We start from the raw sequence: 23,743 nt of genomic DNA, 5'->3' as shown, positions 1-23,743 counted from the left end.
AGTAATCACCGTACTGTGATCATCACCTGAAACATCCCAATGTGTTGCTAAAGCGGGAACCATTTTAGCAGGATCATTTGTCGCAGTACTGACCAAATTATCACAAACATTGCGAACAATTTCACTTCCATAAACATCATTAAGTTGTGCGGGATCAAATGTACTAATTGCATCAAGATTCCAAGCCATCACAAGGGTATCAGCGGGTGTTTTTGCTGAAACTTGTTGTGCAACCATCGCCAATGCCATAAGAGCAGAAACAAGAGAGCTGCTATTTTGTAATATTTTTTTCTTCAAGTTCATAGACTTTTCCTTTTAAAGTTTACTATATAAATTTCCCACACAACAAGCACATGCTTAATAATAAGGTTAGATGATCCATAAGCGCCTCAAACAAAGTATTATTAAAACCTTCAAACAACACCACTTACCAACCACGGACTTCTACCCATGGCTACAAGCCAAGACAAACCAAAACATGCAACAACAAACACTCTGACATACAATGAATGCTCCCCATAACAGAGCCTATTCATGATGTCATAACGCCTACGATTGAAGACTATAAAACCACTATTTTCTCTCTTTTGTCGGGTAAGCTTGTCTCTTCTTTCCTCTCGCCTTTTTATGCCATCAAAAGACTCTTCTTTGTTAGCTTAAGCGCCTTAATAACAAAGAGCTCTACTAACAATTTGACATTTTAACAAAACAGGAAAATTCACCCATCAACCGACATGATCTCCTCCCCCTACAAGAGGAATTTTGAATTTTTCCATAATCCTCTGCCAAATAACAGCTTTTAAATTATATTTTATTTCTAAATAAAAGGAGCATAGGCTCCCCCTGATATTCCTTTACGCACCCACACATAACAAAACTTTTTTTCACATCGTATTTTTAATATCTTTGCTCCTTTAACAACACTCAATTCATTGCTTACATTTTTTCAGAAAAAAAGATCTTTTCAATGCACTAAGGTTGAAATATCTAAATATAATACCTATATAAGCACACCCTTATTAGAATAGATAGTCTTTTTTTAAGTAAACTGTCTTGAAATATTATTTCTATACACGACAATAATAAGTTCGTTACAAAATCTTCAATATACTAGAACTCTCACTCTGATAAGAAATGCTGAAACGTTATAAAATTTCTCTACAAATTCTCGAGACGAAAGGATATCCCTTCATTTAATAAAAGAAGCGCCATGAAAATATCGCAAAAAATGCAATAAAACATGTGTATATTTCAAAAACCAGCACCGTTAACCAGACTAAGGTGATAAACTCAAAAAGTAAGAAAAAATAAAAAAATGTTTTTCCTTTATGATAATAACATCGCTGTACCATGATAATACAATAAAAAACACGATCTTTGAAAGTATATTAAAATGAAGCGAAAAAAAAAATTATTAGATTCTTTTCATGCGTTTCTTGGAGGAAAATCACGCCGCGTTAGTCTAAAATTGCTTATCCTTTCATTCTTCATTGGTATCGTAATGAATTTTTTGGGATGGACACCTCGAAACCTCATACAAAAAATAGTCGATTTTTTTCAATCACTATGGGAAGCAGGATTTATAACGCTTACAAATTTCTTCCATATAACTATGACAGGAGCTATTGTTGTTGTGCCTATTTTTCTTATCTTACGAATTTTTCATAAAAAATAAAAGCCTTAACATTTTCCTTGCGTTAATCTTTTCGAAAAATCAAACGACACAAAAATCCTGTAGTAATAGCAATAATCACTGCAACAATACCGTATAAAAAACGATACTTGTGCGCTGCATAAAAAATTGTATAGGTGATATGTGCTTTAACAATTTCAAGAGTCGTTGTTGCACTATCAATAAACTGTCCATCACGAAAAAGATAAGCACGAACTTTATAATGTCCAACTGGGATATTTGCTGGCAAACGAAAATGCGCTGTGAAAAGTGTGTCAGAACCAAAACGAACCCCACCCACTTCCTCATAATAAAGGCTTTTAGCTTTTTGCAATTTTATAAGTTCATCGCGAAAGATTTGTATTTTTTTCTGATCTTGTTCATCCGTCTGCAATGGCAAATAGAGTAATCCTAACCCTAAGCGTTTATAATCTTCAATGCTCGTAATATCGTCAATTTCACGTGTTGTGACCATAGAGTAAAAAAGAGGAACCTTTTTAAAAATAAGAGAATCTGTATTGACCCATACACCGGCATTGCGTTTTTTTTCTCGCATCACCATTGTCCGATCTTGTCCCTCCAAGCTTACAACAATATCATAACGGTTCTGTCGAGAATATAACGGATCAATATTTTCTAAAACACCAGCAATATAAAGATCACGACCAGCAAAATTTGCATCCACAGTAATCGTATTCGTTGTTACAATAATTTGGACAGTTTCGTGGTCAACTTGATCAATGAATGTAGCTGGCGTCCCAACATGTGACCATGTAGAAAAAGAAATAAAACAAAAGCAACCTGTAATGATGTATAAAGAAAATAATCTACCCATTTTTATCTCATAAGAATATCCAGAGAGAAAAGATTATCAGGGCGTATAAATAATTGAAAAGCAAGACGCATACACACAATCAACACTAAAAATGCAAGTGCCATACGCAATTGTTCAGCCTTTAACTTCCGTCCAACCCGTGTTCCATATTGCGCACCAATACTTCCTCCAAGCATTAACAAAAAAGCCAAGACAATATCAACGGACTGATTAGTCATACTTTGCAAAACTGTCGTGAAAGAAGACACAAATGTAATCTGAAAAAGTGAAGTCCCAATCACCACACTGGTTGGAACACGCAGAAGATAAATCAATGCTGGGATCATAAAGAACCCCCCACCAATTCCCATAATAGAAGACAACAACCCCACGATGAGACCAATCCCTAAAACTGGAATAATGCTAACATATATCATAGATGTCCGAAAACGCATTTTTAAGGGTAAGCGATGAATCCAGTTATGTCGACCAGCAAGACGAATATTGGCTTTTCCTACCTTACGCTTGCGCATCATATCATACCAACTTTCAACGATCATCAAGCTTCCTACACTTCCAAGAAGAATCACATAAAGAAGCGAAATCATTAAATCTAATTGACCTAACTTTTTCAAAACAGAGAAAACCTGAATCCCGATTAAAGAACCAATCCCTCCTCCAAGCGCCAAAAGAATACCAAGTTTAATATCGAGCGTACGTCTTCTAAAATGTGTAATTGCTCCTGTTACAGATGACGCAATCATCTGGTTGGCACCTGTTCCAACAGCAATAGCAGGAGGAATATTATAAAAAATCAATAACGGCGTGATGAGAAACCCACCACCGATTCCAAAAAGTCCTGAAAAAAAACCAGCAACGACTCCCATACCAATCAAGATCAGCATATTGAGTGACATTTCAGCAATTGGTAAATAAATACTCACTTACAGAACCTTCAAGATAATTTGAGGTTTTTTTACAATTAGAGAATCCTTCTCCAATTATCCTCTTTTCCAATAATCTCTGTTGCGTGTTTAAAAGGATAATTTTAGTTGCTATAGCTTCCGCACAAACACGAATGCGCAATACATTTCACATCTATTAACATCAACATCATAAAAATTAAAAAAAACGAGCTCCTTTTAAAAAGCTATAAAAACATAACGTTATCGCTACCACAAATGCAACGGTTAAAAAACAAAGAACACCTTTTTTTAGCAAATAAGATAAAAACGACACATGTTCCCGAGACTGCGTCCTTAAAGAAGAAAAATCATTCTCAATGCAATGATTAGATGCCTGAGCACCCATCATCCCCTTTTCTTTTATCACAGCATGCTTCACTACTCCCTCAACCTTTTTAAAAGAAGATTGCAGAGCATCACTGGGCAAAGGGCTTCTATTTTCTTGCTGCAACGTATTTTCAACATTTGTTTGGAGTGAAATTATGCTGTTTTCTTTCGAATAATTTTGCACCTTTTGAAGTAATAAGCATTCTTGATTTCCCTCACATTCCATGTGAGCAAGTTTTTGTACAACAGAATCAGGTGATTTTGAACGAGACACCCGTCGTGTTACCGCTGCTTCTTCTAAGCTTTTTTTTTCACTCTGCAAACTTTGAACAATTGTTTTAATCTGCTCTAAAGACTGGAAAAGCTTTTTTTCTCTTTGACGTCGTATATAATGTTCAGCCAAAATGGCCCGACTAATATCATCTAAGTAAGATTTAAAATGCTCTTCTACAGAACTCTGCTGCATTAAAGAACGAGGCGAATGCTTCATTTGCATTTGCGCATAAACGGTGCGTAATTTTTGAGCAATATCCGACATCGTTACTTCTACAGAAGTATCCATTCTCTCTTTCTGTTCAACAAAAGAAAAGACTTTATCGTTCCTAACCTGTTTGGTCGCTTGGTCGATCGTATGACCCTTCGTATTCACAAACGCCTACCCCTCATTAACCTTTTTGAAAAGAATCGCAACAAATGATGAGAAAGTGTGCTCTATTTTAGTAAATAGAGCTTTAAGAACTCCCAAAAACTTTTTTGTTAGAAATATTTTCCCCAATCTTTATCTAAAATATTTGAAAGAAAGATCTTTAATTTTTCTGTCTTCAAGATTTGAAGAGCAAAATCATTCCCCCATTTTTATCTTTTTCACTTAATTTTTCATTGCATAAAGGACCTATTGCACCATCATAAATAAAGCATAAGAAACTAAAAAAGAATATTCTCACAAGACAGATTGATTTTTTTACTTTTTATTCAAGCAAATAAGGCAATTATGGCAATGCAAAAATATGAAGATTGAAAATAACGACGAGAAAGTACAAGTAAACATAAAAAAGCTTATACGAAAGAGAACACAAGTTATAAATTGAGACTTCATTCTAAACAATTTGGTTTCTTATGAGTATTGCTATAAACTTGTAACATACAAACAAAGAGGATCATTATGAAGATAATTGTCGCTGTCAAACGTGTTGTTGATTATAACATCAAGATACGCGTCAAACCGGATAGTACAGGCGTTGATCTTTCTCACGTAAAAATGTCTATGAATCCTTTTGATGAGATAGCCGTGGAGGAGGCCATTCGCCAAAAAGAATCCGGTAAAATTTCAGAAGTTCTTCTTGTTTCAATTGGCCCAGAAGCAGCTCAAGAAACTCTACGAACAGGACTTGCAATGGGAGCTGATCGCGCACTTCTTGTCACAACGGATCAAACACTTGAACCCTTAGCAATTGCTAAGATTCTCAAAACCATTGTTGATGAAGAAAAACCCGACATGGTCTTTTTAGGAAAACAAGCAATTGATGACGATAGCAACCAAACAGGACAAATGCTCGCTGCTCTTCTTGGGTGGGGACAAGCAACTTTTGCCTCACATCTTAACATAGAAAATGGGCATGCTACAGTTACTCGTGAAGTTGATAATGGAACACAAACCCTTTGTCTTCCCCTTCCCATGGTTATGACCGCCGATCTACGGCTCAATGAACCGCGTTACACCTCTCTCCCCAATATCATGAAAGCAAAAAAGAAAATCATTGAACAAAAATCTCTTACTGATCTTGGCGTCGATACGAAAGCACGCTTAACAATTTTAAGCGTTGAAGAGCCAAAACCCCGTCAATCCGGTATAAAAGTGGCAAATGTAGTAGAACTTGTCAGAGCCTTAAAACAGAAGAACTGCATTTAATATTCTCACCACTAGAGTAAAAGCAACACTCACATAAAAGGGCAAAAACTTATGGCAATTCTTTTATTGGCCGATCATAATACAGAAGAAACAGCAAAAGTACTCACCGCTGCACGCGTACTCAGTAATGATATCGATATTCTGGTTTGCGGAGAAAAAATCCAAACGATAGCGGAAAATAGTGCTAAACTTAATGGTGTGCGGCAAGTTCTTATTGCAAAAGCAGACTATTTAGCCCATCAACTTGCCGAGCCTATGGCAGATACAATTCTCATGTTAGCAAAGGATTATGATGTGATCATGGCAGCATCCAGCAGTACTGGGAAAAATGTGATGCCGCGCGTAGCAGCTCTTCTTGATCTTATGCAAATTTCAGATATTACCGCCATTCTTTCACCCAACACCTTCAAACGACCAATTTATGCAGGTAATGCATTTGAAACTGTACGCACCAATGATTATAAAAAGATTATAACAGTTCGCACCGCTTCTTTCACCCCAACGCCTTCCCAAAATAATTCTGCTCCCATTAAAACAATAACACCAGCTTCCAATCCAAATCTTTCTTCTTTCGTAAAAGCAGAAACAAACAAAAGTGATCGTCCTGAGCTCACCTCAGCACGTGTTATTATATCAGGCGGGCGTGGTCTTGGTTCTCAAGAGAAATTTATGGCCCTGCTTCTTCCTCTTGCAAACAAATTAAATGCTGCTTTAGGTGCCAGCCGCGCAGCAGTGGATGCAGGCTATGCTCCCAATGATTGGCAAATTGGACAAACAGGAAAAGTCGTTGCCCCTGAACTTTATATCGCCGTTGGCATTTCCGGTGCAATCCAGCATGTAGCCGGTATAATGGATGCACAAATTATTGTTGCCATTAATAAAGATGAAGAAGCTCCCATCATGCAAATTGCCGATTACACCCTTGTAGGTGATCTCCACCAAATTATTCCAGAATTGGAGAAAGCTTTATAAGCCATGAAAGCACTTCTGCATGACCAACGTGAAAGTATGGAGTTTGACATAGTCATTGTCGGAGCAGGACCAGCAGGGCTTTCTGCCGCAATTCGTTTTAAACAAATTAATCCTGAGCTTTCTGTCACAATTGTTGAAAAAGGGACCGAAGTTGGTGCACATATTCTCTCTGGCGCAGTTGTTGACCCCATTGGTATCGATACACTCTTACCAGAATGGCGAAATGATAACGACCATCCCTTTACAACCCCTGTCACACAGGACCAATTTTTTTTTCTAAAGCCTCAAAAGTCCACAATATTTCCCAATATTTTGCACCCTAAAATCTTATCAAATAACGGATGTTATATCGTTTCGCTTGGGAGCGTCTGCCGCTGGCTAAGCAAAAAAGCTGAAGCGTTGGGTGTTGAAATCTATCCTGGTTTTGCAGCAACAGAACCCATCATCCAAAAAGATAACGGAGCTATCATTGGTGTTCTCACCGGTGATATGGGGCTTAACAAAGATGGAACTCCTGGAAAAAATTATATGCCTGGGATGGCTTTATTGGCAAAATATACTCTGATTGCGGAAGGAGCACGCGGCTCAATTGCAAAACAACTGATACAACATTTTAATCTTAGCAAAAATCGAGAACCACAAAAATTTGGTCTTGGTCTCAAGGAGCTCTGGGAAATTGCCCCCAACAAACACCAATGCGGTTTAGTACAACATTTCACTGGTTGGCCCTTAGACAATAATACCGGTGGCGGTGGCTTTATTTATCACCAAGAAAACAATATCATTTCTGTCGGTTTTGTTGTGCACTTAGATTACAAAAATCCTTATCTTTCTCCCTTTGAAGAATTTCAACGTTTTAAAACACATCCAAAACTCTATAAAATCTTTAAAGGCGCAAAACGTCTTTCCTATGGTGCACGTGTTATCAGCGAAGGAGGTTGGCAATCTGTACCAAAACTCACCTTTCCTGGTGGGGCGCTTATTGGCTGCTCTGCTGGATTTGTCAATGTTCCTCGTATCAAAGGATCACACAATGCCATCTTATCTGGCATATTAGCTGCCGATAACATGGCTACCGCTCTTGCACAAGGGCGTGCCCATGATGAGGTTAAAGAAATCGAAGAACAGTGGCGAAAAGGGCTCATTGGCAAAGATCTTTATAAAGTGCGAAATGCCAAACCGCTCTGGGCAAAATATGGGACAAAATATGGAATTAAACTTGCTGGTTTTGATATGTGGTGGCAACAACTGTTCGGATTTTCCTTATTTAAAACACTCTCCCACGGAAAGGAAGATTATGCATGCCTTGAACCAGCAGAAAAATTTCAACCCATTTCTTACCCAAAACCAGATGGCGTTGTAACCTTTGATCGCCTTTCAAGTGTTGCCCTTTCCAATACGCATCATGAAGAAAATCAACCTTGTCATTTAAAAATAGCCTCATTAAAAAAGCAAAAGGACTCTGAATATGCAATCTATGGAGGACCCTCTACACGCTATTGTCCCGCCGCTGTCTACGAGTGGCTAGAGGATAATGATCATCTGACTTATATGATAAACGCTTCAAATTGCATACATTGTAAAACATGCGATATCAAAGATCCAAACCAAAATATCACTTGGATCTGTCCGCAAGGCAATGAGGGCCCCTTCTATCCCAATATGTAATTCCCCAATGTATAATCATTGTTCATTTTCCTAAAATTGAAATATACAAAACGCAATGGATAAAAATATTTCCCTCAGATCAGAAATCTATCAATCACCTTCCTGCATACGTTCTTTCACAATGTAAAAAGAACTCTATTCTCATATAAAATACTCTCTTCACCGTATGAATTTTTTCAATAGAAAAACATAACATATTTTTATCAAAATTTTTTTATTTAAATGACAAAACAATAATAAATATATTCTTGACAATTCTGCGATAAAGGAACAGCCGCGGTTCTCGAAAACCTGAAGGAAAATAAGCCCGTTCTACGTTACCCCCTCTCCCATATGATCCAAAATGCTTTTAGCCCTCTCATAAGAAACATCAATCGTTTTAACTAGCCAAGAGCCCCCTGAAGATGCGCTTCACATTTATTTTTTCTCCTACACTTTGCCAAGTAATGCTCACTCAAGAAAACCACGAATGAATGTAGAAAAAACATCGTGAGATAAAGAGATAAAGAGCATGCTCGTTCAAGCCCTTTATAATGTTTCTACTGATAATGACACGACAAAATCTTTAATCTCACATTAACCTTTTATTTTTGCATTAAAGATAATCGCCTTGCATCTAACCTTTACCAATATACTGCCCTTTACCAATATACTGCAATGAATGTGTACAAATACCGTAAAAATAAGCAGATGCCAAGCCATGGAGACTATCGCTATTAGCAAAACACCTGATAAAAAACAAAATAGCTTTCATGACCACTCTATGACGCGTTTTATAGAGTTGTTTTTTTATAAAGCTTGTGCTTTCGCTATTGCTTGTAAATCAACATCCAAATTGAACACAAGTGGTATATTTAAAAGAAAGATTAAGGTGAATGAAAGCTCTGCACGCCGTTCCAGCTTTTGTAGCTAGAGCAAAAATATTGCATATTCTATTTGAGTAATCTCTGAAACGAAAATACAGCTTCATTTAGCAAGAACATCAAATCTGAAAGGAAAAAACTGTTTTCCTCTTTACTATCATCTGTCCATTCGGTTTTAAAACTTTCAAAAGCATCACAATATCCTCTAAAAAGAAGAGATAACGTATTGTCCCCGCTTTTATTACTTACGTTTTTTTATGGGAGCATATCCTTCAGAAAAAATAAGGTATCCAAAATTAAAGCAGACTTGTGTTGTTCAGTCATGGGCTTGTTTTTAAGAGATAGCTCTCATATCAAACAATAATTTTGCGACACTATTCGAAAAAGATATAACGCAATCCTGTGAACGAACAGTTCCATATTTATGAAATAAAAAGTACAAGCTAACAGCATTATTTTCTCTGCGATCTCCAATGAGGCGATAATCTTTGTTTTAAGGAGGTTTCAAGATGCACAAAAATGATTTTGATTAATTGGCTATAAGAAGAGCTGAGATAATGTTACGATATTTAAAGCTCCTAATTAATAGGCAAAATAATAAATTTTCCATTATAAATCAAATCTTTAAGATAAAATTTAGCCTTAAACTTTTCTAAGGTACTCATTATACTGTTAAAGCTGTAGAGAATATGAAAAAATAAAGTATTTTGCTGATAAGAGCTTATATTTGATCAATAACAATACAGTCAGCTGCCAGTTAACTGTATGTGTTTCAAAAGGGGCTGTTTACATTTGCTCAGAAAAACAGTTTGGATATCAATAGATATATTTGAAAAATCGGCGTTATGGAAATAATCTAAAAAGCTTAGCTTTTCAAAGAGCACAAAGAAGCATGAGATTATAACATGAGTAAAGTTGTTTTTTGGTTCTCGAAGGAAAAACTTTATAGAAAATCATGGGGCTGATAGAATATTGGTTACATTTGGAATTTGTTTTACTGGAAAAAATAACGCGGATCAAAATAGATAATAATGTTAAATTAAGACGTTAAATATGAAATTATCTTATTGTAGTGTAATCGATTATTCGAGTAAGGTAAGCCTTTGTAATGATAAAAAATGTGCTGGTAAAAAATGAGCCAAAATGGCTTATGAGTATGGATAAAAATCTTGTGGTGAGGAGAATTTAATGAAAAGAAAAGAGCATGTGTGAAAAAGCATATTTTATAGGTGCGCATGCTTATTCTGCACCCGTTATAGAATCAGGGCTTTATCTTGTGGCAACACCTATCGGAAATCTTGCAGATATTACGCTTCGTGCTTTGCAAGTGCTTGCAGGAATTGATATTTTAGCGTGTGAGGATACGCGAGTAACACGTGTTTTGTTGGAACGTTACGGCATTCAAAAAAAACCTTTTCTCTATCATGAATATAATGCGCAAAAAGCGGGTCCGAAGCTCTTAGCGGCTTTAGCAGAAAACAAAACAGTAGCACTTGTTTCAGATGCCGGAACACCACTTATTTCTGATCCTGGATTTCGATTGGTAGAAGAGGCCCGTAAAGCTGGTCATAAAATTATTCCTATTCCTGGAGCATCCGCTCTTTTAGCCGCTCTTATACCGACAGGGCTTCCTACGGATAGCTTTTTTTTTGCAGGTTTTTTGAGTGCACGAAAGCTACAGCGCCGAAAACGGTTGGAACAATTAAAAGAGATTCCAGCAACTTTGATTTTTTATGAATCACCGCATCGTCTTGTTGAAACTTTACAGGATATGGTCACACTTTTTTCGGCTAATCGACCTGCTGCCATTTGTCGTGAATTAACAAAAAAGTTTGAAACAGTAGATGTTTCCAATTTGGGAAATTTGTTAGAAAATTACAGAAAACAAGCACATATTCGTGGGGAAATTGTTGTACTTATTGGAGAATCATCTTCTTCTTTAAATGTGATAAGTGATCAAGAAATTGATGAAATGCTATTAGAACGCGCACGGATACATTCTGCTGCTCAAGCGGCAGCTTTTGTTGCAAAAAAAACCGGTTTAAAAAAGCAAGAACTTTTTCAGCGATTAATCTTTTTAAAAAATGCGTAAAATAATACAAAAAAAACGCAGACAAAAGTCTTTTTATCGAGGGATTCGTGCAGAAAAATTGGCAGCTTGGTGGCTACGTTGCAAAGGGTTTCACATTGCCGAAAGGCGTTTTAAAACAAAATGTGGAGAAATTGATTTAATTGCACGACGCGGAAATCTTGTGTTAATCGTTGAAGTTAAAGCACGTTCAACGTTGGCTGAAGCAATGGAAGCGGTTTCCCGAATGAATGAAAAGCGAATTGAGGCAGCTGCCGATATTTGGCTCGCACGGCAAAAAGATTATGCCCTTTTGTCTGTACGCTTTGATTTAATTGCAATTTTACCTTGGCGTTGGCCACAGCATATCCCTGCATTTTTTACATCTGATCAATAAAAGGCCTCCCCGTTTTAACCATATTCAATAAAAAACATTTCGTTTTTATGTGCATATGCGTTAAAAAGTGTGTAATAATTGAGCGCTATAAGGAGCGAAATATGGATGATTATGAAAAGTTTGCAACAGGTTTGCTCATCATTTTTGGAGCGCTAATTATTGGTGGGTTAATGGCAATGCATATTGTGCTTATGAATAAACCAGGTTTTTTATTTGCATTAGCCGCAGCTGTTGTTGGTTGGTTTTCTGCTTTTGCCGTTCTCTTTGACAAGCCCAAAATCTATTTGGTTTTGATTATTCTTGCTATGTTATGTGTTGCTTCTTCAATTAGCGTTTATGTTAGTTAAAACACCTGAGATGTTGATTGAAATTCCTTTTAAAATATGAAACTGAGAAATAGATAATGAGACTTGGCTTTTTGGGAACGGGTACAATCAGTGCTTCAATGGTGAATGGCTTAATGACAAGCAACTTTGATGTTTCTTCCATTATTGTTTCGCCTCGCAATGCACAAACAGCAAAGCGCCTTTCACGTACTTATGATAAAGTTATGATTGCTGAAAATAACCAAGCGTTGCTCGATGTTAGTGATTGTGTTTTTCTTTGCTTGCCCAACCAAATTGCAGAAGACGTTTTGTGCTCTCTTCGTTTTCGTCCAGAACAGCTGGTTATTTCCGTACTTGCTATGGTAAAAGCAGCAGAAATAGAAGAGTGGATTAATCATAAAGTTTATCGTGCTGTTCCATTACCTTTTGTTGCAGAATGCAAAAATTTGACACCAATCTATCCCAATCATCCCTTTTTACGCACTTTATTTGATGCATTGGGGGGCACATTGGTGCTGGATAAGGAAGAGCAGTTTAATCTTTTTATGACAGCTGGTTCACTTATGGGAGTATATTTTAATTTTATAGAAACTGCCCATCAATGGTTTATAACACAAGGGTTAAAAAAACAACAATCAGCAGAATTCCTTACCATGATGTTTGGAAATCTTACAGATGAAATGCGTAAAACTATAGCAACGGATCGTTCTGTATCTCTCGATTTTTCACTGCTTGAAAAAGAGTTTTCAACAAAGGGTGGAACAAATGAATTTTTGTCAAATTACTTTTCTCAACAAGGGGGAAGGAATGCTTTAACAATGGCTCTTGAAGCTACTTTGCAAAAAATGAATGCTTCTAAAAAGAAATTTTAAGATTTATATCAAAAAAACTCGTATCAAAAAATGATTTTTAAAATATTTTTTACAACCTTTTACAATTTTTCTAAATTATTTTTATTGTCGGTCTTCTTCTTTTTGCCTCAAGTCCAATATTTTTTCTACCTCACGGCTCTAGCTCTTCAATTTTGTTCCCCTTCAGGTTATCCAAACGCATGAATAATTTTTTGTTTATTTAACCTATATATTCCATTCACACATTAAAACTTCCTCTTACAAAGAAGCGACTATTTTTATGTCTTTCATGATTGTGTTTTAATAAACTCTCTTAAACACCCCCCCATTCAAAAGAGTTGATTTTTTATTTGATCAACAATTTTACGATATAGTTTAGCATGCTCTTCACTAGGCTTAGCAACAAAAATAGGGATTCCCTCATCTGAAGAAAATCGTAAAGCTGCATCAAGCGGTATTTCCCCTAAGAAAGGGAGTTCTCGACGTTCCGCTTCTGCCCGTGCACCACCATAGCCAAAAATATCATAGCGTTTTCCCGTATCAGGAGCGATAAAATAACTCATATTCTCAATGAGTCCTAGAATAGGAACATTAACTTTCATGAACATTTCTATTGCTTTACGCGCATCCACTAAAGCAAGATCTTGGGGCGTAGAAACAACCAACGCACCTGTTAATTGTACCTGTTGGGCAAGCGTTAATTGTGCATCCCCTGTACCGGGCGGCATATCAACGACTAAAACGTCCAAAGGGCCCCATACAACATCTCGTAACAATTGCGTTACAGCTGCCATAACCATAGGACCGCGCCAGACCACCGGCTTTTCTTCCTCCACCAAAAATCCCATCGACATCAATTTCAGTCCAAATTTTTCAAGAGGTTGAAGCTTTTTTTCTCCAATAAGCTGTGGTTTTTGATTAACAAGTCCTGTCAAACGTGGCAACGAAGGACCATAAATATCAGCATCCATCACCCCCGTCTTGAAACCAGAATCTTGTAAAGCTAAGGCGATATTTATTGCCATCGTAGATTTCCCGACCCCTCCTTTTCCAGAAGCAACAGCAATCACATGCCTCACACCTTCTATGGGCATTTTGATCGGTAAGAGATTGGCTCTCCGACTAGGTGCTGTCTTTGTTATTTTTTCTGCTGTAAGTGTAACAACAGCAGATTTCACTCCCTCCAAAGCACATACCACCTTTTCAGCAGAACGACGCAATGATTCCCATTTTTGCACACCTCCATCAGGAACTGTAATGGAAAAGAAAACCTTACCATCAGCAATCAATATTTCTGAAAGAAGACCCAACGACACAATATCGCTTTCAAGATCTGGTCCTTTGATTGTACGTAATACGTTGCGGACAGCCTCACTTGTGATAAGATCCATGTTCTTTCCTCTCTATAAAAATACTAGCAAATATAAGCATAAGAACGAAAAATACTTACAAGGTTCATCACCTGATAATTTTGTTCATCACTTGATAATTTTCTACTTTACTCAGCATTATAAAGTATACATCTCTTATCTCTTTAAAAATATGAAACCATCCTTAAAATAAAGAAGCTCAAACATAAAATCTGCTATAAAATCCTATCAATCACGTTTGTGTTACAACCACTTTAATGAATATTCTGATAAAAATTTTGTAAAAATAAAAACTGAAAAAAACTCTTAATCTTAAAGGATATTTTAAATTGAGCATAGCAGTAATTAGTCACACCTTCTTTAATTATTTAAGGCCCTAGCCATTTATGTTCTGTAGATTCAATCGTTATTTTCTAACACTCCTACAGTATTGTAAAAAGCGTTACAGATAGTTATAAGGTGTTTTGTATTCTTTCAAGAGAGAGAAAAACAATCTAAGATTGACTTTTTTTATATTTTTCCTTATGGGTTAACAGCCATATGATAGGATAAAATTGTTTATCTCGCGCATAACTACTCATAAAACGAAGATTAAGAAGGGCCGCACTCCGCGGTATTTAAATAAATGAAACGTACTTACCAACCCTCTAAACTTGTCCGTAAACGCCGCCATGGGTTTCGTGCACGCATGGCCACAGCTGGAGGACGTAAAGTTATTGCTGCAAGACGTGCTCGTGGACGTAAGCGGCTTTCTGCTTAACCATTTAAATTTTCACAACCGTTGAGGATTGCTCATCGTTTCTTCGTTGTGAAACTTTTATTATGAACCTACAATGTCTGCTTGCAGGCATTTAATGAAATTGCGAAATATTCTTTTATGAAGAAAAAACATCCCTGCCGTATTCGCAAAAGAGCAGACTTTTTGGCTGTCCGTACAGGAGAAAAACGACGTGGTCCTTTATTTTTGCTCGAAGTTAAATCTCGTGAACAAACAACAGAAAGAAAAGATTCTCTTTTTGCACGTGTAGGCTTCACTGTTACCCGTAAAAACGGTAACGCTGTGAAACGTAATCGTATCAAAAGGCGCTTGCGTGAGGCCGTGAGAGTTGGTGTAACAAACCACATGGAAGCAGGAACAGACTATGTCATTGTAGCGTACCGTGATGTGTTACATGCACCTTTTACATCCTTGATTAGTGAATTAAATCGGCGAATAAAACCAAAAATTAAACATCAGCAACAACAACAAGGGTGTACGGATGGAATATAATCGCAATTTCTTTATCGCTATTGGCTTATCTTTCGTAGTGCTCATCGCATGGCAATTTCTTCATGTTGCTCCCAAACAAGCAAAGTTACAAAAACAACAAGTCATCGCACAGCAATTGTCAAAACAACAATCAGCCCTTTCTACTACCACGACAGATTTTTCTGATGATACCTCAACGTATCAAGCTACATCTATCATCGAACAGCCCATGACACCTGAAATCCGGAAAGCTGTATTGGACAAAACAGAGCGTATTGCGATCAAAACCAATGAACTGGAAGGCTCTATTAATCTTGTTGGTGCACAATTTGATGATCTTCACCTCAAAAAATATCGTTTAACAGTCGATAAAAAATCACCGGAAATCGATTTGCTAAATCCTAAAGGTTTCAAAACAACCTACCTTGCTGAATTTGGTTTTGCAAGTGCGTCTTTGCCAGCAAAAGCCTTGCCACAATCGGATACAAAATGGCAAATAGAGGGAAACAATACAATCCTGACTCCTTCAACACCCATCACTTTAATTTATAATAATGGACAGGGACAAATCTTCCGGCGGACCCTTTCTGTTGATAATCATTTCATGTTTACCATTGAGGATTCTATCAGCAATGAAAGTGATCAACCAATACATCTCTCGTCCTATGCCCGCGTTGCACGTGCTGCACCACCAGAACATACAAATGCAACCTATTTACTTCATGAAGGTATGATAGGTATTGCAGGAGATTCGCTCAAAACTGAAAAATATAAAACCTTAGCAGAGCTTGACCCAAATCCTGATAATGGGCAAAAAAGCATGACTTTTTCCAAAGTAACAGGAGGTTGGATTGGTATTACCGATAAATATTGGGCTGTAGCAGTTATTCCCCCGCAAAATAAAGAATATACAAGCCGTTTTATTTATTTTGATCGTTTGCAAACGCATTATCAGTCTGACTTGCTAGGGTCGCTTTTAACGATTGCCCCAAATGAAACAAAAACTGTTACAAATCGTCTTTTTGCTGGTGCAAAACAAGTTGAAATTATTAATAATTATCAAAATGACCTAAAAATAAAAAAGTTTGCTCTTTTAATTGATTGGGGCTGGTTTGATTTCATCACCAAACCAATGTTTTCCCTCATTGATATTCTTTATAAACAAACAGGGAATTTTGGTATCGCCATCCTTCTTGTCACAGTTCTCTTAAAAACTCTTCTTTTCCCTCTAGCCAATAAATCTTATAAATCTATGGCACGCATGAAGCTTTTACAACCGCGGTTGCTAGAAATAAAAGAAAAGTATCCCGATGACCAAACCAAACAACAAAAGGCAATAATAGATCTATATAAAACCGAAAAAATAAATCCCCTTGCAGGCTGTTGGCCAATGTTGGTTCAATTCCCAATATTCTTTGCTCTTTATAAAGTTCTCTATATCACTATTGAAATGCGCCATGCCCCTTTCTTTGGCTGGATTAAAGATTTAGCGGCACCCGATCCAACTTCTCTTTTTAACTTGTTTGGTCTCTTGCCATATACAACGCCAACATTTCTTATGATTGGTGCATGGCCTTTGATTATGGGAATAACGATGTTTTTACAAATGCGTATGAATCCTGCTCCTCAAGACCAAACCCAAGCGATGATATTCACATGGATGCCTGTTGTCTTTACTTTTATGCTCGCCTCTTTCCCTGTTGGTCTCGTCATCTATTGGGCATGGAACAATATATTATCAATCATTCAGCAAGGTATCATGATGAAGCGCCAAGGAGTTAAAATTGAGCTTTTTGATAATCTGAAAGCCATCTGGAGAAGATCACCCAAAAAAGAAGTGCATGAATGACAAGAGATTCTTCCCTTTCTGGAATTTTTTCTCGCAATTGGATTTTTATTCGTGGTGTACCAGAAATACGCTTTCTCCCCCCTGAAGGACCACCAGAAATTGCATTTGCAGGTCGTTCCAATGTTGGAAAATCATCTTTAATCAACGCACTCGTCCAACAAAAAAGCTTAGCACGTACCTCAAATACACCAGGACGGACTCAAGAGCTTAATTATTTTGTCCCCGATGGATTCAGTGGGCAACTAGGAGACCTTCCCCCTCTAGCATTAGTAGATATGCCTGGTTATGGTTTTGCTGCTGCTCCTAAAAATCTTGTTGATGCGTGGACAAATTTGATTTTTAGCTATTTACGGGGGCGCACAACGTTAAAACGTGTATATATCTTGATTGATTCACGGCACGGAATCAAAAATAATGATGAAGGTGTTCTTGCTCTCCTTGATAAAGCAGCTGTTTCTTATCACATTGTTTTGACAAAAAGCGATAAAATCAAATCAAATGCTTTGGAAAAATTAATTATGAGCACACAAACAAAGCTTCTTAAACGCCCAGCAGCTTATCCTGAGCTTCTTGTAACCTCTTCAGAAAAAGCTATCGGTTTAGAAGAATTACGTGCTGCCATTTTGCAAACCATCGCATAAGAGAACAATTCCTAGTCATTAACAATTTATTAATTATAATTACTAGCAACTACTAATGATCTTGTACTTCTAGTCAAGCATCTTTATAAAAATGATTACTTGAAAGAATTCTCTTCAACTCTATTTGATAGTGTAAATTATGCTGACACTTTTTCACTCTCCCCTATCCTCTGCCTCGCGCTTCATACGCCTCATTCTTGGGGAATATGGTGTAACCACTCAACTGATTGAAGAATATGAATGGGCAAGAAGACACGAATTTCTAGCCCTCAATCCCGCTGGTCATGTTCCTGTTTTTCTCGATGAACACGAGGTTCCATTATCAGGTCCTCTTGTTATCTGCGAATATTTAGACGAAACACATGGAAGTTTACGACAAGAAAATAAGCTCTTTCCAGAAAATCCTTTAGATCGTGCGGAAGTACGCCGTCTCAATGACTGGTTCTTAAATAAATTCGAAAATGAAGCAACGCGCCATATCGTACGAGAACGAATCCATAAACGTGAAATGCCACTTGCCATTGGCGGTGGTGCTCCTAATTCACAAATTTTACGCAATGCACGTGCCAATATTTTACCACATATGAACTATCTCAATTGGCTCTGTGCCTCTCGCGATAGCTTAGTCGGTTCTGCCTTGTCCTATGCAGATCTAGCAGCAGCAGCCTCTATTTCTGTACTTGACTTTCTAGGGGAAATTGACTGGGAACAATCTCCTGCTGCCAAAGACTGGTATATGAGAATTAAATCACGCCCTTCTTTTCGTTCTCTTTTAACAGATCGCGTCCGCGGAATTGTTGCAAGTGCTCACTATGCAGATCTTGATTTCTAGCCTTCTCTCACAAACAAAAATAAAAGTGATATTTTATCTAAAGGATATTTATAGGTTTATGAATTTTTATGCATGCGTATAAACAATATAATAATACATTGATTTATGATCGTATTAAACAGAGAATAAAACCCATTATAATTGAATCACAAAAATCACTTTCTTATCGTGTCACAAAAAAGATCAGCACAGGGATAAGAAATACTTAAGAAAGGATTTTAAAGACTCTCTTTAAATACAAGAGCTGTAGCATCATTAGAAGCTAGGCAAATAAAATAACAATACTTAACGCATGTTATACTCCATTCTCCCCAATATATGAAAAAACGCATTGCATAATATATATCCTATTTTCTTTATAATAAACAAAGCCTCATCATGCGTTTTTACAACATAACAATTTTTTCAACTGACTTTCCTAAAAGATGAAGAATCCGCCCAACTCTCGTGTGTAAATAATCCAACTTCTTGTTAGCCCCTTGTTTTTACCCCTTTTTACGTGATTTTATTTATGGATAACGTATTGATATACAATGATAAATAATCGTTTTCTTATGCGTCACAAATGGAATTGATGAGTGAAAATGACTAAGTTAAAACATTAAAGGCTAACAAAACGTATGATAATGTTGATTTGCTCTATTTATGAAGCATAAAGATAGTGGCGCAGAATAGATTTTATATTATTCATGGATATTCTCTCGTGATACCACTCACGAGCACTATCATAAAATAAGTTTAGAAGAATTGATAAATATTTCTTTAAGAAAAGCGCATGAATTGACAACATAGGTCTATTTTGTTTGGGAGATCTTATTTTGCATGAAGAACGCTCCCCTTTAAAGAACGAAAAAAAAGCGTAAAGTAATACACAATCTTCATAAGGTTTCATAAGCAAACCTTACTTAAGAATATTCATCTCACACTCTAACGAAAAACATCTCTATTTAAATTTGTAGATCTTATATCACTTGCTCTAAACAACAGTGTTTTACAGCACAACAAGATAAATTAAAGAAGGAAAAAATTTCTATAAAGAAAAAGAACCATTGGAAAGAAGGCAAGAATTTGCCTATACTGCACAGTAAAGTATCATAAGGAGATAAAAATGCGCCTTACAGTTGTTGGTGCAAATGGAAGAATGGGACGTGAACTCATTACAGCAATCCAGCAGAGGAAAGATGTAGAGCTTTGTGCTGTTCTTGTACGTAAAGGCTCACCGTTTGTAGGAAAAGATGCCAGTGCCTTAATTGGTTCAGATTCTCTTGGGATTAGTATCACTGACAATCCCGAAAATGCCTTTTCTAATACAGAAGGTATTTTAGATTTTTCACAACCAGAAGCCAGTATTCTTTATGCTAACTACGCTGCTCAAAAAAGCCTTGTCCATATTATTGGCACCACAGGATTTAGCAAAACAGAAGAAGAAAAAATTGCAGATTTTGCGAAATATACAACTATTGTCAAATCCGGAAATATGAGCCTTGGAATAAATCTTTTAGCCAACCTTGTAAAGAAAGCCGCTAAAGCATTAGAAGCCGATGATTTTGATATCGAAGTTTATGAAATGCATCACGCTAACAAAGTTGATGCTCCTTCTGGAACAGCCCTTCTTCTTGGCCAAGCAGCAGCTGAAGGCCGCAATGTTATGCTTAAAAATGTGTGTGTCAATGAACGCAATGGTCATATAGGTAAACGCAAAAAAGGCGCCATTGGCTTTTCCTGTTCACGTGGTGGGACAGTTGTTGGAGAACACAGTGTCATTTTTGCTGGTTCCAATGAGCGCATTGTTCTTTCACATACAGCGCAAGAACGCTCTATCTTTGCCAATGGCGCATTAAAAGCAGCTTTATGGGCACAAAATCATGAAAGCGGTCTTTATTCAATGTTCGATGTTTTGGGATTGAACGATGAATTTTAAACAATCAATAGAATAGAGGCAATTTATAATGGGACGCATACTTACACTAATTCGTCATGGACAAAGTGAATGGAATCTCAAAAACCTTTTTACCGGTTGGAAAGATCCCGATTTAACAGAAAAAGGTCATGCAGAAGCGATAGCAGCAGGAAAAAAACTGAAAGAATATGGTTTGAGGTTTGATATCGCTTATACATCTGCCTTACAGCGAGCTCAAAAAACCGCTCAGCACATTTTAGAGCAAATGGGACAATCAGATTTAGAAGTGATAAAAAATCCCGCATTAAATGAACGTAATTATGGTGATCTTTCTGGTTTAAATAAAGATGAAGTACGCCAACAATGGGGGCAGGAGAAAGTGCAAATGTGGCGCCGCTCCTATACGATTGCGCCGCCGAATGGGGAAAGCCTACGCGATACCGGTGCACGCATCTGGCCTTATTATCTTTACCATATCCAGCCTTATATTTTGCGCTCCCAAACTGTTTTGATCGCAGCACATGGAAATTCTCTTCGTGCTCTTATTATGGCGCTTGAAGGTCTCTCCGGTGAGGAAATTATATCTCAAGAATTAGCGACCGGCATTCCTATTATTTACACATTTAATCCGGATTCAACAATTTTATCAAAGACAGTCCTCACACCTTAAACTTCTAAAATCATGATCTCCCTCAAAAGTTCAATGCTATCGTTTTAAGCTGAAAAAATAAATTCTATAATTTTATTGACAGAGTTGCTTCATGCGCTTAGATGAATTTTATAAGCCCAAATGGCGGAATTGGTAGACGCGCAGGTTTCAGGTACCCGTGCCGTAAGGCGTGGAGGTTCGAGTCCTCTTTTGGGCACCATACTCTTTTTTATCCAAAATAATTTATTGATTTTCCATATATTTTTTACAGTGAGGGACGCGTAAATAAAAGTGAGGGAATAGGATTTTGCAACACGTCTCTCTAATTATTACGAATCAAGAGTTCTTTTCGGGGTGGTTTTTTAGCAAAACCAGAGGTCCAAAGGGTCTCTAATTCTAAAAAGTCAAAATCCTTAAAAATCTCTCGAACCGCATCACAATCATTCAGACTCAAGACAAATTTGCCTTGTATGCTTTTGAGAACTTTTGCCATACTCACAAAATCATCTTCAACAAAATTCCCAGAGCTGTAACACTTCTTCTTTACAAGATAAGGCGGGTCTAGGTAAAATAAACTGTCGGGTGCATCAAATAGCTCGATAACCCGTTCCCACGACAAATTTAAGATTGTTGTATCAAGAAGCTTCTGTCTAACACGTCTCATCCTTGATAACAGCTTTTCGGGATTAAATGCTATAGGCTTTTTCCTTCCAAAACTAAAAGAGACATAATCTTTTTTCCCATACATCACACAACGTTGGAGAAACAAAAAACGGGCGGCTCTTTCAACTTTGGAAAGGCTTTCTGGTTCAATCGCCGCAAGTTCAAAAAACAACTGTCTTGAACAAACAAACCACTCCAATCGTTTAGCTAAATCATCAAAGTCATTTTGAACGCATTGAAACAGATTCGTGATCTCTCCATTCAAATCATTAATGACAGAATATTTTGCTGGTCTTTTATTTAGGAAAATAACACCAGAGCCTAAAAACGGTTCAACATAGGTTTCGTGGTCAATATTATTTAAAATCGGTATAATTTTCTTACGCAGATAGTGTTTACCACCCATCCACGCAAACAATGTTTGTGTAAATTCTTGTTTCGTCATGTTTTAAAGGAAAGATTTTGTGAGTTCTAACTTTTTGTTATCCATCTTTTAAGATGTGAGAAGCTATTCTCTATGGCGTCCACGCAACGGGAAAAATCGATAATAAACATAAAGAGAATGAAGGCAATCCACTTCATAAAGCGTGACATCATCTTTAAGCCTTGATAGGTCTCTATCATCTCGTGAAGGAGCTGTTGTTCTGTTTCTGTAAGATCTTTATCTTTGCTGCTTCGTTTCTTGACCATCTTTCCAACCACATAAATGGGCTCCCTGCTTGTTATGCTTCAAAATATCTCTTGCAAGGTTGGAACTGATGACCGCAACATCCTTATTATCCAAATAAATGGGCAACCAGCCACCACAAGAAACAGACCTATTTGCCGCGCACCCAACGAGAAAGTTCAGAGCGCACACCAGCATCACTTTTTCGATTAACTTCATTTTCTACCTCAAGACGGGTTGTTGCTGTCTTTAAAGCATTCTCTGTTTGCTTTTGCCGTTCGCTTTGCTTGCCAAGCTGAAATGCCTTGGCTAAAGCCATAAAAAAAACGGCTAAAGCCGCTGTAAACATAAGAGAATATTTCTTTAGCCAAAAAATCATAAGCGTTGCTCCCCAAACCGCTTGGCGACAATCACTATGCCCGTTACAGCCGCTAAAACCATGATACCTGCTAAAGCCCATTGCACCGGACCATTGCCAACCAACAAGCCTCCAAACCCCGAACAAGACCCTATAATCGGGGCAAGTGCTTCTATCTTTAAAAGACCGCTTGCTGTTTTCGTTTCTACCCTTTGATAATTCGAAGAAACATAAGCCCCTTTTACCCATAATCCCGCTTCTGCTGCTCGACGGTTGGCTAAACCCGCAAGAGGCTTCCCACCGACCTTATTCCATTTCTGTAATTCTAAGGGTACGGCTTCATAATCCCCTTGATTAAGCTTCTTCAATAAGGTTGACTTGCGAAAAGCAGCTGTTCCTACATTATAGCAAAATGAGACCAATGCCGCGAATTGGCAATCCGTTAACGAAACCGTCACCGATTCCTCTACCGTCTGCTCAAATTGCTTTAAGTCTTCACAAAGGATTTCTTCTGCTTGCTTTTGGCTAATACACATGCCTTTTTTGACAAGGGGGTGACCCGCATTGCTGGTGTGACCATAACCAATCGTCCAGACACATGCCGTATCTCGATATGCCTCTAAACGCAAACCTTCCCATTGTTTGATAAGCTCTAATCCTTCTTGCGATATCTTTCTCATCTGACGCTCCATAAAAAAAGCCCCACAAAAGTGAGGCGGCATAAAAATGTTTT

General features: G+C 37.4%; 24 protein-coding genes, 1 tRNA gene and 1 pseudogene. 16 read left to right on the top strand and 10 right to left on the bottom strand.

Annotated features, from left to right (window positions below):
* A pseudogene (locus tag ACFINW_RS08075) lies at window positions 1–303 on the bottom strand (ABC transporter substrate-binding protein); the annotation flags it as partial.
* Between the two features lie 1,090 nt (window positions 304–1,393).
* Between ACFINW_RS08075 and ACFINW_RS08070 the strand changes: the two are divergent.
* Window positions 1,394–1,675: a DUF6460 domain-containing protein gene (locus ACFINW_RS08070; RefSeq protein ID WP_375621636.1), complete on the top strand. Its 282-nt coding sequence runs from the start codon at window positions 1,394–1,396 to the stop codon at window positions 1,673–1,675.
* A gap of 22 nt (window positions 1,676–1,697) precedes the next feature.
* On the opposite strand, the gene ACFINW_RS08065 is transcribed toward ACFINW_RS08070, so the two are convergent.
* The 3 genes from ACFINW_RS08065 to ACFINW_RS08055 form a co-directional block, all read right to left on the bottom strand.
* Window positions 1,698–2,507, bottom strand: a complete 810-nt coding sequence (locus tag ACFINW_RS08065) for a TIGR02186 family protein (protein WP_273790722.1) — start codon at window positions 2,505–2,507, stop codon at window positions 1,698–1,700.
* Between the two features lie 2 nt (window positions 2,508–2,509).
* Window positions 2,510–3,430 (bottom strand): sulfite exporter TauE/SafE family protein, encoded by a 921-nt coding sequence (locus tag ACFINW_RS08060; RefSeq protein ID WP_375621635.1) that lies wholly within the window; start codon window positions 3,428–3,430, stop codon window positions 2,510–2,512.
* Window positions 3,431–3,608: 178 nt separating this feature from the next.
* On the bottom strand, window positions 3,609–4,427 hold the full coding sequence (locus ACFINW_RS08055) for a hypothetical protein (protein ID WP_375621634.1): 819 nt from the start codon (window positions 4,425–4,427) through the stop codon (window positions 3,609–3,611).
* Window positions 4,428–4,940: 513 nt separating this feature from the next.
* Between ACFINW_RS08055 and ACFINW_RS08050 the strand changes: the two genes are divergently transcribed.
* Genes ACFINW_RS08050 through ACFINW_RS08040 form a run of 3 tightly spaced genes read left to right on the top strand, consistent with a single transcriptional unit; the run spans window position 4,941 to window position 8,327 of the window.
* Complete coding sequence (locus ACFINW_RS08050; RefSeq protein WP_375621633.1) at window positions 4,941–5,687, top strand: electron transfer flavoprotein subunit beta/FixA family protein; 747 nt, start codon at window positions 4,941–4,943, stop codon at window positions 5,685–5,687.
* 51 nt (window positions 5,688–5,738) lie between these two features.
* Window positions 5,739–6,659 (top strand): electron transfer flavoprotein subunit alpha/FixB family protein, encoded by a 921-nt coding sequence (locus ACFINW_RS08045; protein ID WP_375621632.1) that lies wholly within the window; start codon window positions 5,739–5,741, stop codon window positions 6,657–6,659.
* Between the two features lie 3 nt (window positions 6,660–6,662).
* On the top strand, window positions 6,663–8,327 hold the full coding sequence (locus ACFINW_RS08040) for a 4Fe-4S dicluster domain-containing protein (protein ID WP_375674098.1): 1,665 nt from the start codon (window positions 6,663–6,665) through the stop codon (window positions 8,325–8,327).
* Between the two features lie 616 nt (window positions 8,328–8,943).
* Here the strand turns inward: ACFINW_RS08040 and ACFINW_RS08035 are convergent.
* A complete protein-coding gene (locus tag ACFINW_RS08035) occupies window positions 8,944–9,081 on the bottom strand; it encodes a hypothetical protein (RefSeq protein WP_375621630.1) in 138 nt (45 codons plus the stop codon).
* A 1,313-nt stretch (window positions 9,082–10,394) separates the two neighbouring features.
* Between ACFINW_RS08035 and rsmI the strand changes: the two genes are divergently transcribed.
* The 4 genes from rsmI (at window position 10,395) to ACFINW_RS08015 (ending at window position 12,853) form a co-directional block, all read left to right on the top strand.
* Complete coding sequence (gene rsmI / locus ACFINW_RS08030) at window positions 10,395–11,282, top strand: 16S rRNA (cytidine(1402)-2'-O)-methyltransferase (protein ID WP_375674096.1); 888 nt, start codon at window positions 10,395–10,397, stop codon at window positions 11,280–11,282.
* A gap of 4 nt (window positions 11,283–11,286) precedes the next feature.
* Complete coding sequence (locus ACFINW_RS08025; protein WP_375612280.1) at window positions 11,287–11,655, top strand: YraN family protein; 369 nt, start codon at window positions 11,287–11,289, stop codon at window positions 11,653–11,655.
* Between the two features lie 101 nt (window positions 11,656–11,756).
* A complete protein-coding gene (locus ACFINW_RS08020) occupies window positions 11,757–12,002 on the top strand; it encodes a hypothetical protein (protein WP_375612261.1) in 246 nt (81 codons plus the stop codon).
* A 56-nt stretch (window positions 12,003–12,058) separates the two neighbouring features.
* On the top strand, window positions 12,059–12,853 hold the full coding sequence (locus ACFINW_RS08015) for a pyrroline-5-carboxylate reductase (protein WP_375621628.1): 795 nt from the start codon (window positions 12,059–12,061) through the stop codon (window positions 12,851–12,853).
* Between the two features lie 308 nt (window positions 12,854–13,161).
* Here the strand turns inward: ACFINW_RS08015 and ACFINW_RS08010 are convergent, their stop codons facing one another.
* Entirely contained in the window at window positions 13,162–14,223 is a 1,062-nt protein-coding gene (locus ACFINW_RS08010) for an Mrp/NBP35 family ATP-binding protein (RefSeq protein WP_375674094.1), read from the bottom strand.
* 604 nt (window positions 14,224–14,827) lie between these two features.
* On the opposite strand from ACFINW_RS08010, the gene rpmH reads away from it, so the two are divergent.
* From rpmH to ACFINW_RS07970, 8 genes are all read left to right on the top strand, one after another.
* Window positions 14,828–14,962 carry a 50S ribosomal protein L34 gene (gene rpmH, locus ACFINW_RS08005; RefSeq protein WP_005864709.1) on the top strand — a complete coding sequence of 45 codons (135 nt, stop codon included), beginning with the start codon at window positions 14,828–14,830 and terminating at the stop codon, window positions 14,960–14,962.
* Between the two features lie 117 nt (window positions 14,963–15,079).
* Window positions 15,080–15,472, top strand: a complete 393-nt coding sequence (gene rnpA, locus ACFINW_RS08000; protein WP_375612257.1) for a ribonuclease P protein component — start codon at window positions 15,080–15,082, stop codon at window positions 15,470–15,472.
* Window positions 15,462–17,300 carry a membrane protein insertase YidC gene (gene yidC / locus ACFINW_RS07995; protein WP_375612256.1) on the top strand — a complete coding sequence of 613 codons (1,839 nt, stop codon included), beginning with the start codon at window positions 15,462–15,464 and terminating at the stop codon, window positions 17,298–17,300. Before rnpA ends, yidC begins: the two co-directional genes overlap by 11 nt.
* Window positions 17,297–17,941: a ribosome biogenesis GTP-binding protein YihA/YsxC gene (yihA, locus tag ACFINW_RS07990; protein ID WP_375641029.1), complete on the top strand. Its 645-nt coding sequence runs from the start codon at window positions 17,297–17,299 to the stop codon at window positions 17,939–17,941. Before yidC ends, yihA begins: the two co-directional genes overlap by 4 nt.
* 139 nt (window positions 17,942–18,080) lie before the next feature.
* Window positions 18,081–18,773 carry a glutathione S-transferase family protein gene (locus tag ACFINW_RS07985; RefSeq protein WP_375612254.1) on the top strand — a complete coding sequence of 231 codons (693 nt, stop codon included), beginning with the start codon at window positions 18,081–18,083 and terminating at the stop codon, window positions 18,771–18,773.
* 1,108 nt (window positions 18,774–19,881) lie between these two features.
* Entirely contained in the window at window positions 19,882–20,694 is an 813-nt protein-coding gene (gene dapB / locus ACFINW_RS07980; protein WP_375621625.1) for a 4-hydroxy-tetrahydrodipicolinate reductase, read from the top strand.
* Window positions 20,695–20,722: 28 nt separating this feature from the next.
* On the top strand, window positions 20,723–21,343 hold the full coding sequence (locus ACFINW_RS07975; protein WP_375630331.1) for a 2,3-bisphosphoglycerate-dependent phosphoglycerate mutase: 621 nt from the start codon (window positions 20,723–20,725) through the stop codon (window positions 21,341–21,343).
* Between the two features lie 114 nt (window positions 21,344–21,457).
* A tRNA-Leu gene (locus tag ACFINW_RS07970) sits at window positions 21,458–21,542 on the top strand.
* A gap of 102 nt (window positions 21,543–21,644) precedes the next feature.
* Here the strand turns inward: ACFINW_RS07970 and ACFINW_RS07965 are convergent.
* The 4 genes from ACFINW_RS07965 to ACFINW_RS07950 all read right to left on the bottom strand — a co-directional run bounded on the left by ACFINW_RS07965 (window position 21,645) and on the right by ACFINW_RS07950 (window position 23,690).
* Window positions 21,645–22,430 (bottom strand): DNA adenine methylase, encoded by a 786-nt coding sequence (locus tag ACFINW_RS07965; protein ID WP_375637229.1) that lies wholly within the window; start codon window positions 22,428–22,430, stop codon window positions 21,645–21,647.
* 26 nt (window positions 22,431–22,456) lie between these two features.
* Complete coding sequence (locus tag ACFINW_RS07960; protein WP_375637227.1) at window positions 22,457–22,687, bottom strand: hypothetical protein; 231 nt, start codon at window positions 22,685–22,687, stop codon at window positions 22,457–22,459.
* 116 nt (window positions 22,688–22,803) lie between these two features.
* On the bottom strand, window positions 22,804–23,031 hold the full coding sequence (locus ACFINW_RS07955; RefSeq protein ID WP_375611041.1) for a hypothetical protein: 228 nt from the start codon (window positions 23,029–23,031) through the stop codon (window positions 22,804–22,806).
* On the bottom strand, window positions 23,028–23,690 hold the full coding sequence (locus ACFINW_RS07950) for a lysozyme (RefSeq protein WP_375630756.1): 663 nt from the start codon (window positions 23,688–23,690) through the stop codon (window positions 23,028–23,030). The genes ACFINW_RS07955 and ACFINW_RS07950 overlap by 4 nt, the downstream gene beginning before the upstream one ends.
* Window positions 23,691–23,743 lie beyond the last annotated feature (53 nt).

This window comes from Bartonella sp. AA18HLJMS (assembly GCF_042197245.1).
GTDB lineage: Bacteria > Pseudomonadota > Alphaproteobacteria > Rhizobiales > Rhizobiaceae > Bartonella.
This window is presented reverse-complemented; position numbering and strand designations above follow the sequence as displayed.

Excerpts from the sequence above, each read along its gene's own strand:
- rnpA (WP_375612257.1), top strand. The coding sequence starts at position 15,080 with ATGAAGAAAAAACATCCCTGCCGTATTCGCAAAAGAGCAGACTTTTTG.
- ACFINW_RS07985 (WP_375612254.1), top strand. The coding sequence starts at position 18,081 with ATGCTGACACTTTTTCACTCTCCCCTATCCTCTGCCTCGCGCTTCATA.
- ACFINW_RS08035 (WP_375621630.1), bottom strand. The coding sequence starts at position 9,081 with ATGAAAGCTATTTTGTTTTTTATCAGGTGTTTTGCTAATAGCGATAGT.
- dapB (WP_375621625.1), top strand. The coding sequence starts at position 19,882 with ATGCGCCTTACAGTTGTTGGTGCAAATGGAAGAATGGGACGTGAACTC.
- ACFINW_RS08015 (WP_375621628.1), top strand. The coding sequence starts at position 12,059 with ATGAGACTTGGCTTTTTGGGAACGGGTACAATCAGTGCTTCAATGGTG.
- ACFINW_RS08065 (WP_273790722.1), bottom strand. The coding sequence starts at position 2,507 with ATGGGTAGATTATTTTCTTTATACATCATTACAGGTTGCTTTTGTTTT.
- rpmH (WP_005864709.1), top strand. The coding sequence starts at position 14,828 with ATGAAACGTACTTACCAACCCTCTAAACTTGTCCGTAAACGCCGCCAT.
- ACFINW_RS08040 (WP_375674098.1), top strand. The coding sequence starts at position 6,663 with ATGAAAGCACTTCTGCATGACCAACGTGAAAGTATGGAGTTTGACATA.
- ACFINW_RS07950 (WP_375630756.1), bottom strand. The coding sequence starts at position 23,690 with ATGAGAAAGATATCGCAAGAAGGATTAGAGCTTATCAAACAATGGGAA.
- yihA (WP_375641029.1), top strand. The coding sequence starts at position 17,297 with ATGACAAGAGATTCTTCCCTTTCTGGAATTTTTTCTCGCAATTGGATT.
- ACFINW_RS08070 (WP_375621636.1), top strand. The coding sequence starts at position 1,394 with ATGAAGCGAAAAAAAAAATTATTAGATTCTTTTCATGCGTTTCTTGGA.
- ACFINW_RS08045 (WP_375621632.1), top strand. The coding sequence starts at position 5,739 with ATGGCAATTCTTTTATTGGCCGATCATAATACAGAAGAAACAGCAAAA.
- yidC (WP_375612256.1), top strand. The coding sequence starts at position 15,462 with ATGGAATATAATCGCAATTTCTTTATCGCTATTGGCTTATCTTTCGTA.
- ACFINW_RS08050 (WP_375621633.1), top strand. The coding sequence starts at position 4,941 with ATGAAGATAATTGTCGCTGTCAAACGTGTTGTTGATTATAACATCAAG.
- ACFINW_RS08020 (WP_375612261.1), top strand. The coding sequence starts at position 11,757 with ATGGATGATTATGAAAAGTTTGCAACAGGTTTGCTCATCATTTTTGGA.
- ACFINW_RS07955 (WP_375611041.1), bottom strand. The coding sequence starts at position 23,031 with ATGATTTTTTGGCTAAAGAAATATTCTCTTATGTTTACAGCGGCTTTA.
- ACFINW_RS08010 (WP_375674094.1), bottom strand. The coding sequence starts at position 14,223 with ATGGATCTTATCACAAGTGAGGCTGTCCGCAACGTATTACGTACAATC.
- ACFINW_RS07975 (WP_375630331.1), top strand. The coding sequence starts at position 20,723 with ATGGGACGCATACTTACACTAATTCGTCATGGACAAAGTGAATGGAAT.
- ACFINW_RS07965 (WP_375637229.1), bottom strand. The coding sequence starts at position 22,430 with ATGACGAAACAAGAATTTACACAAACATTGTTTGCGTGGATGGGTGGT.
- rsmI (WP_375674096.1), top strand. The coding sequence starts at position 10,395 with ATGTGTGAAAAAGCATATTTTATAGGTGCGCATGCTTATTCTGCACCC.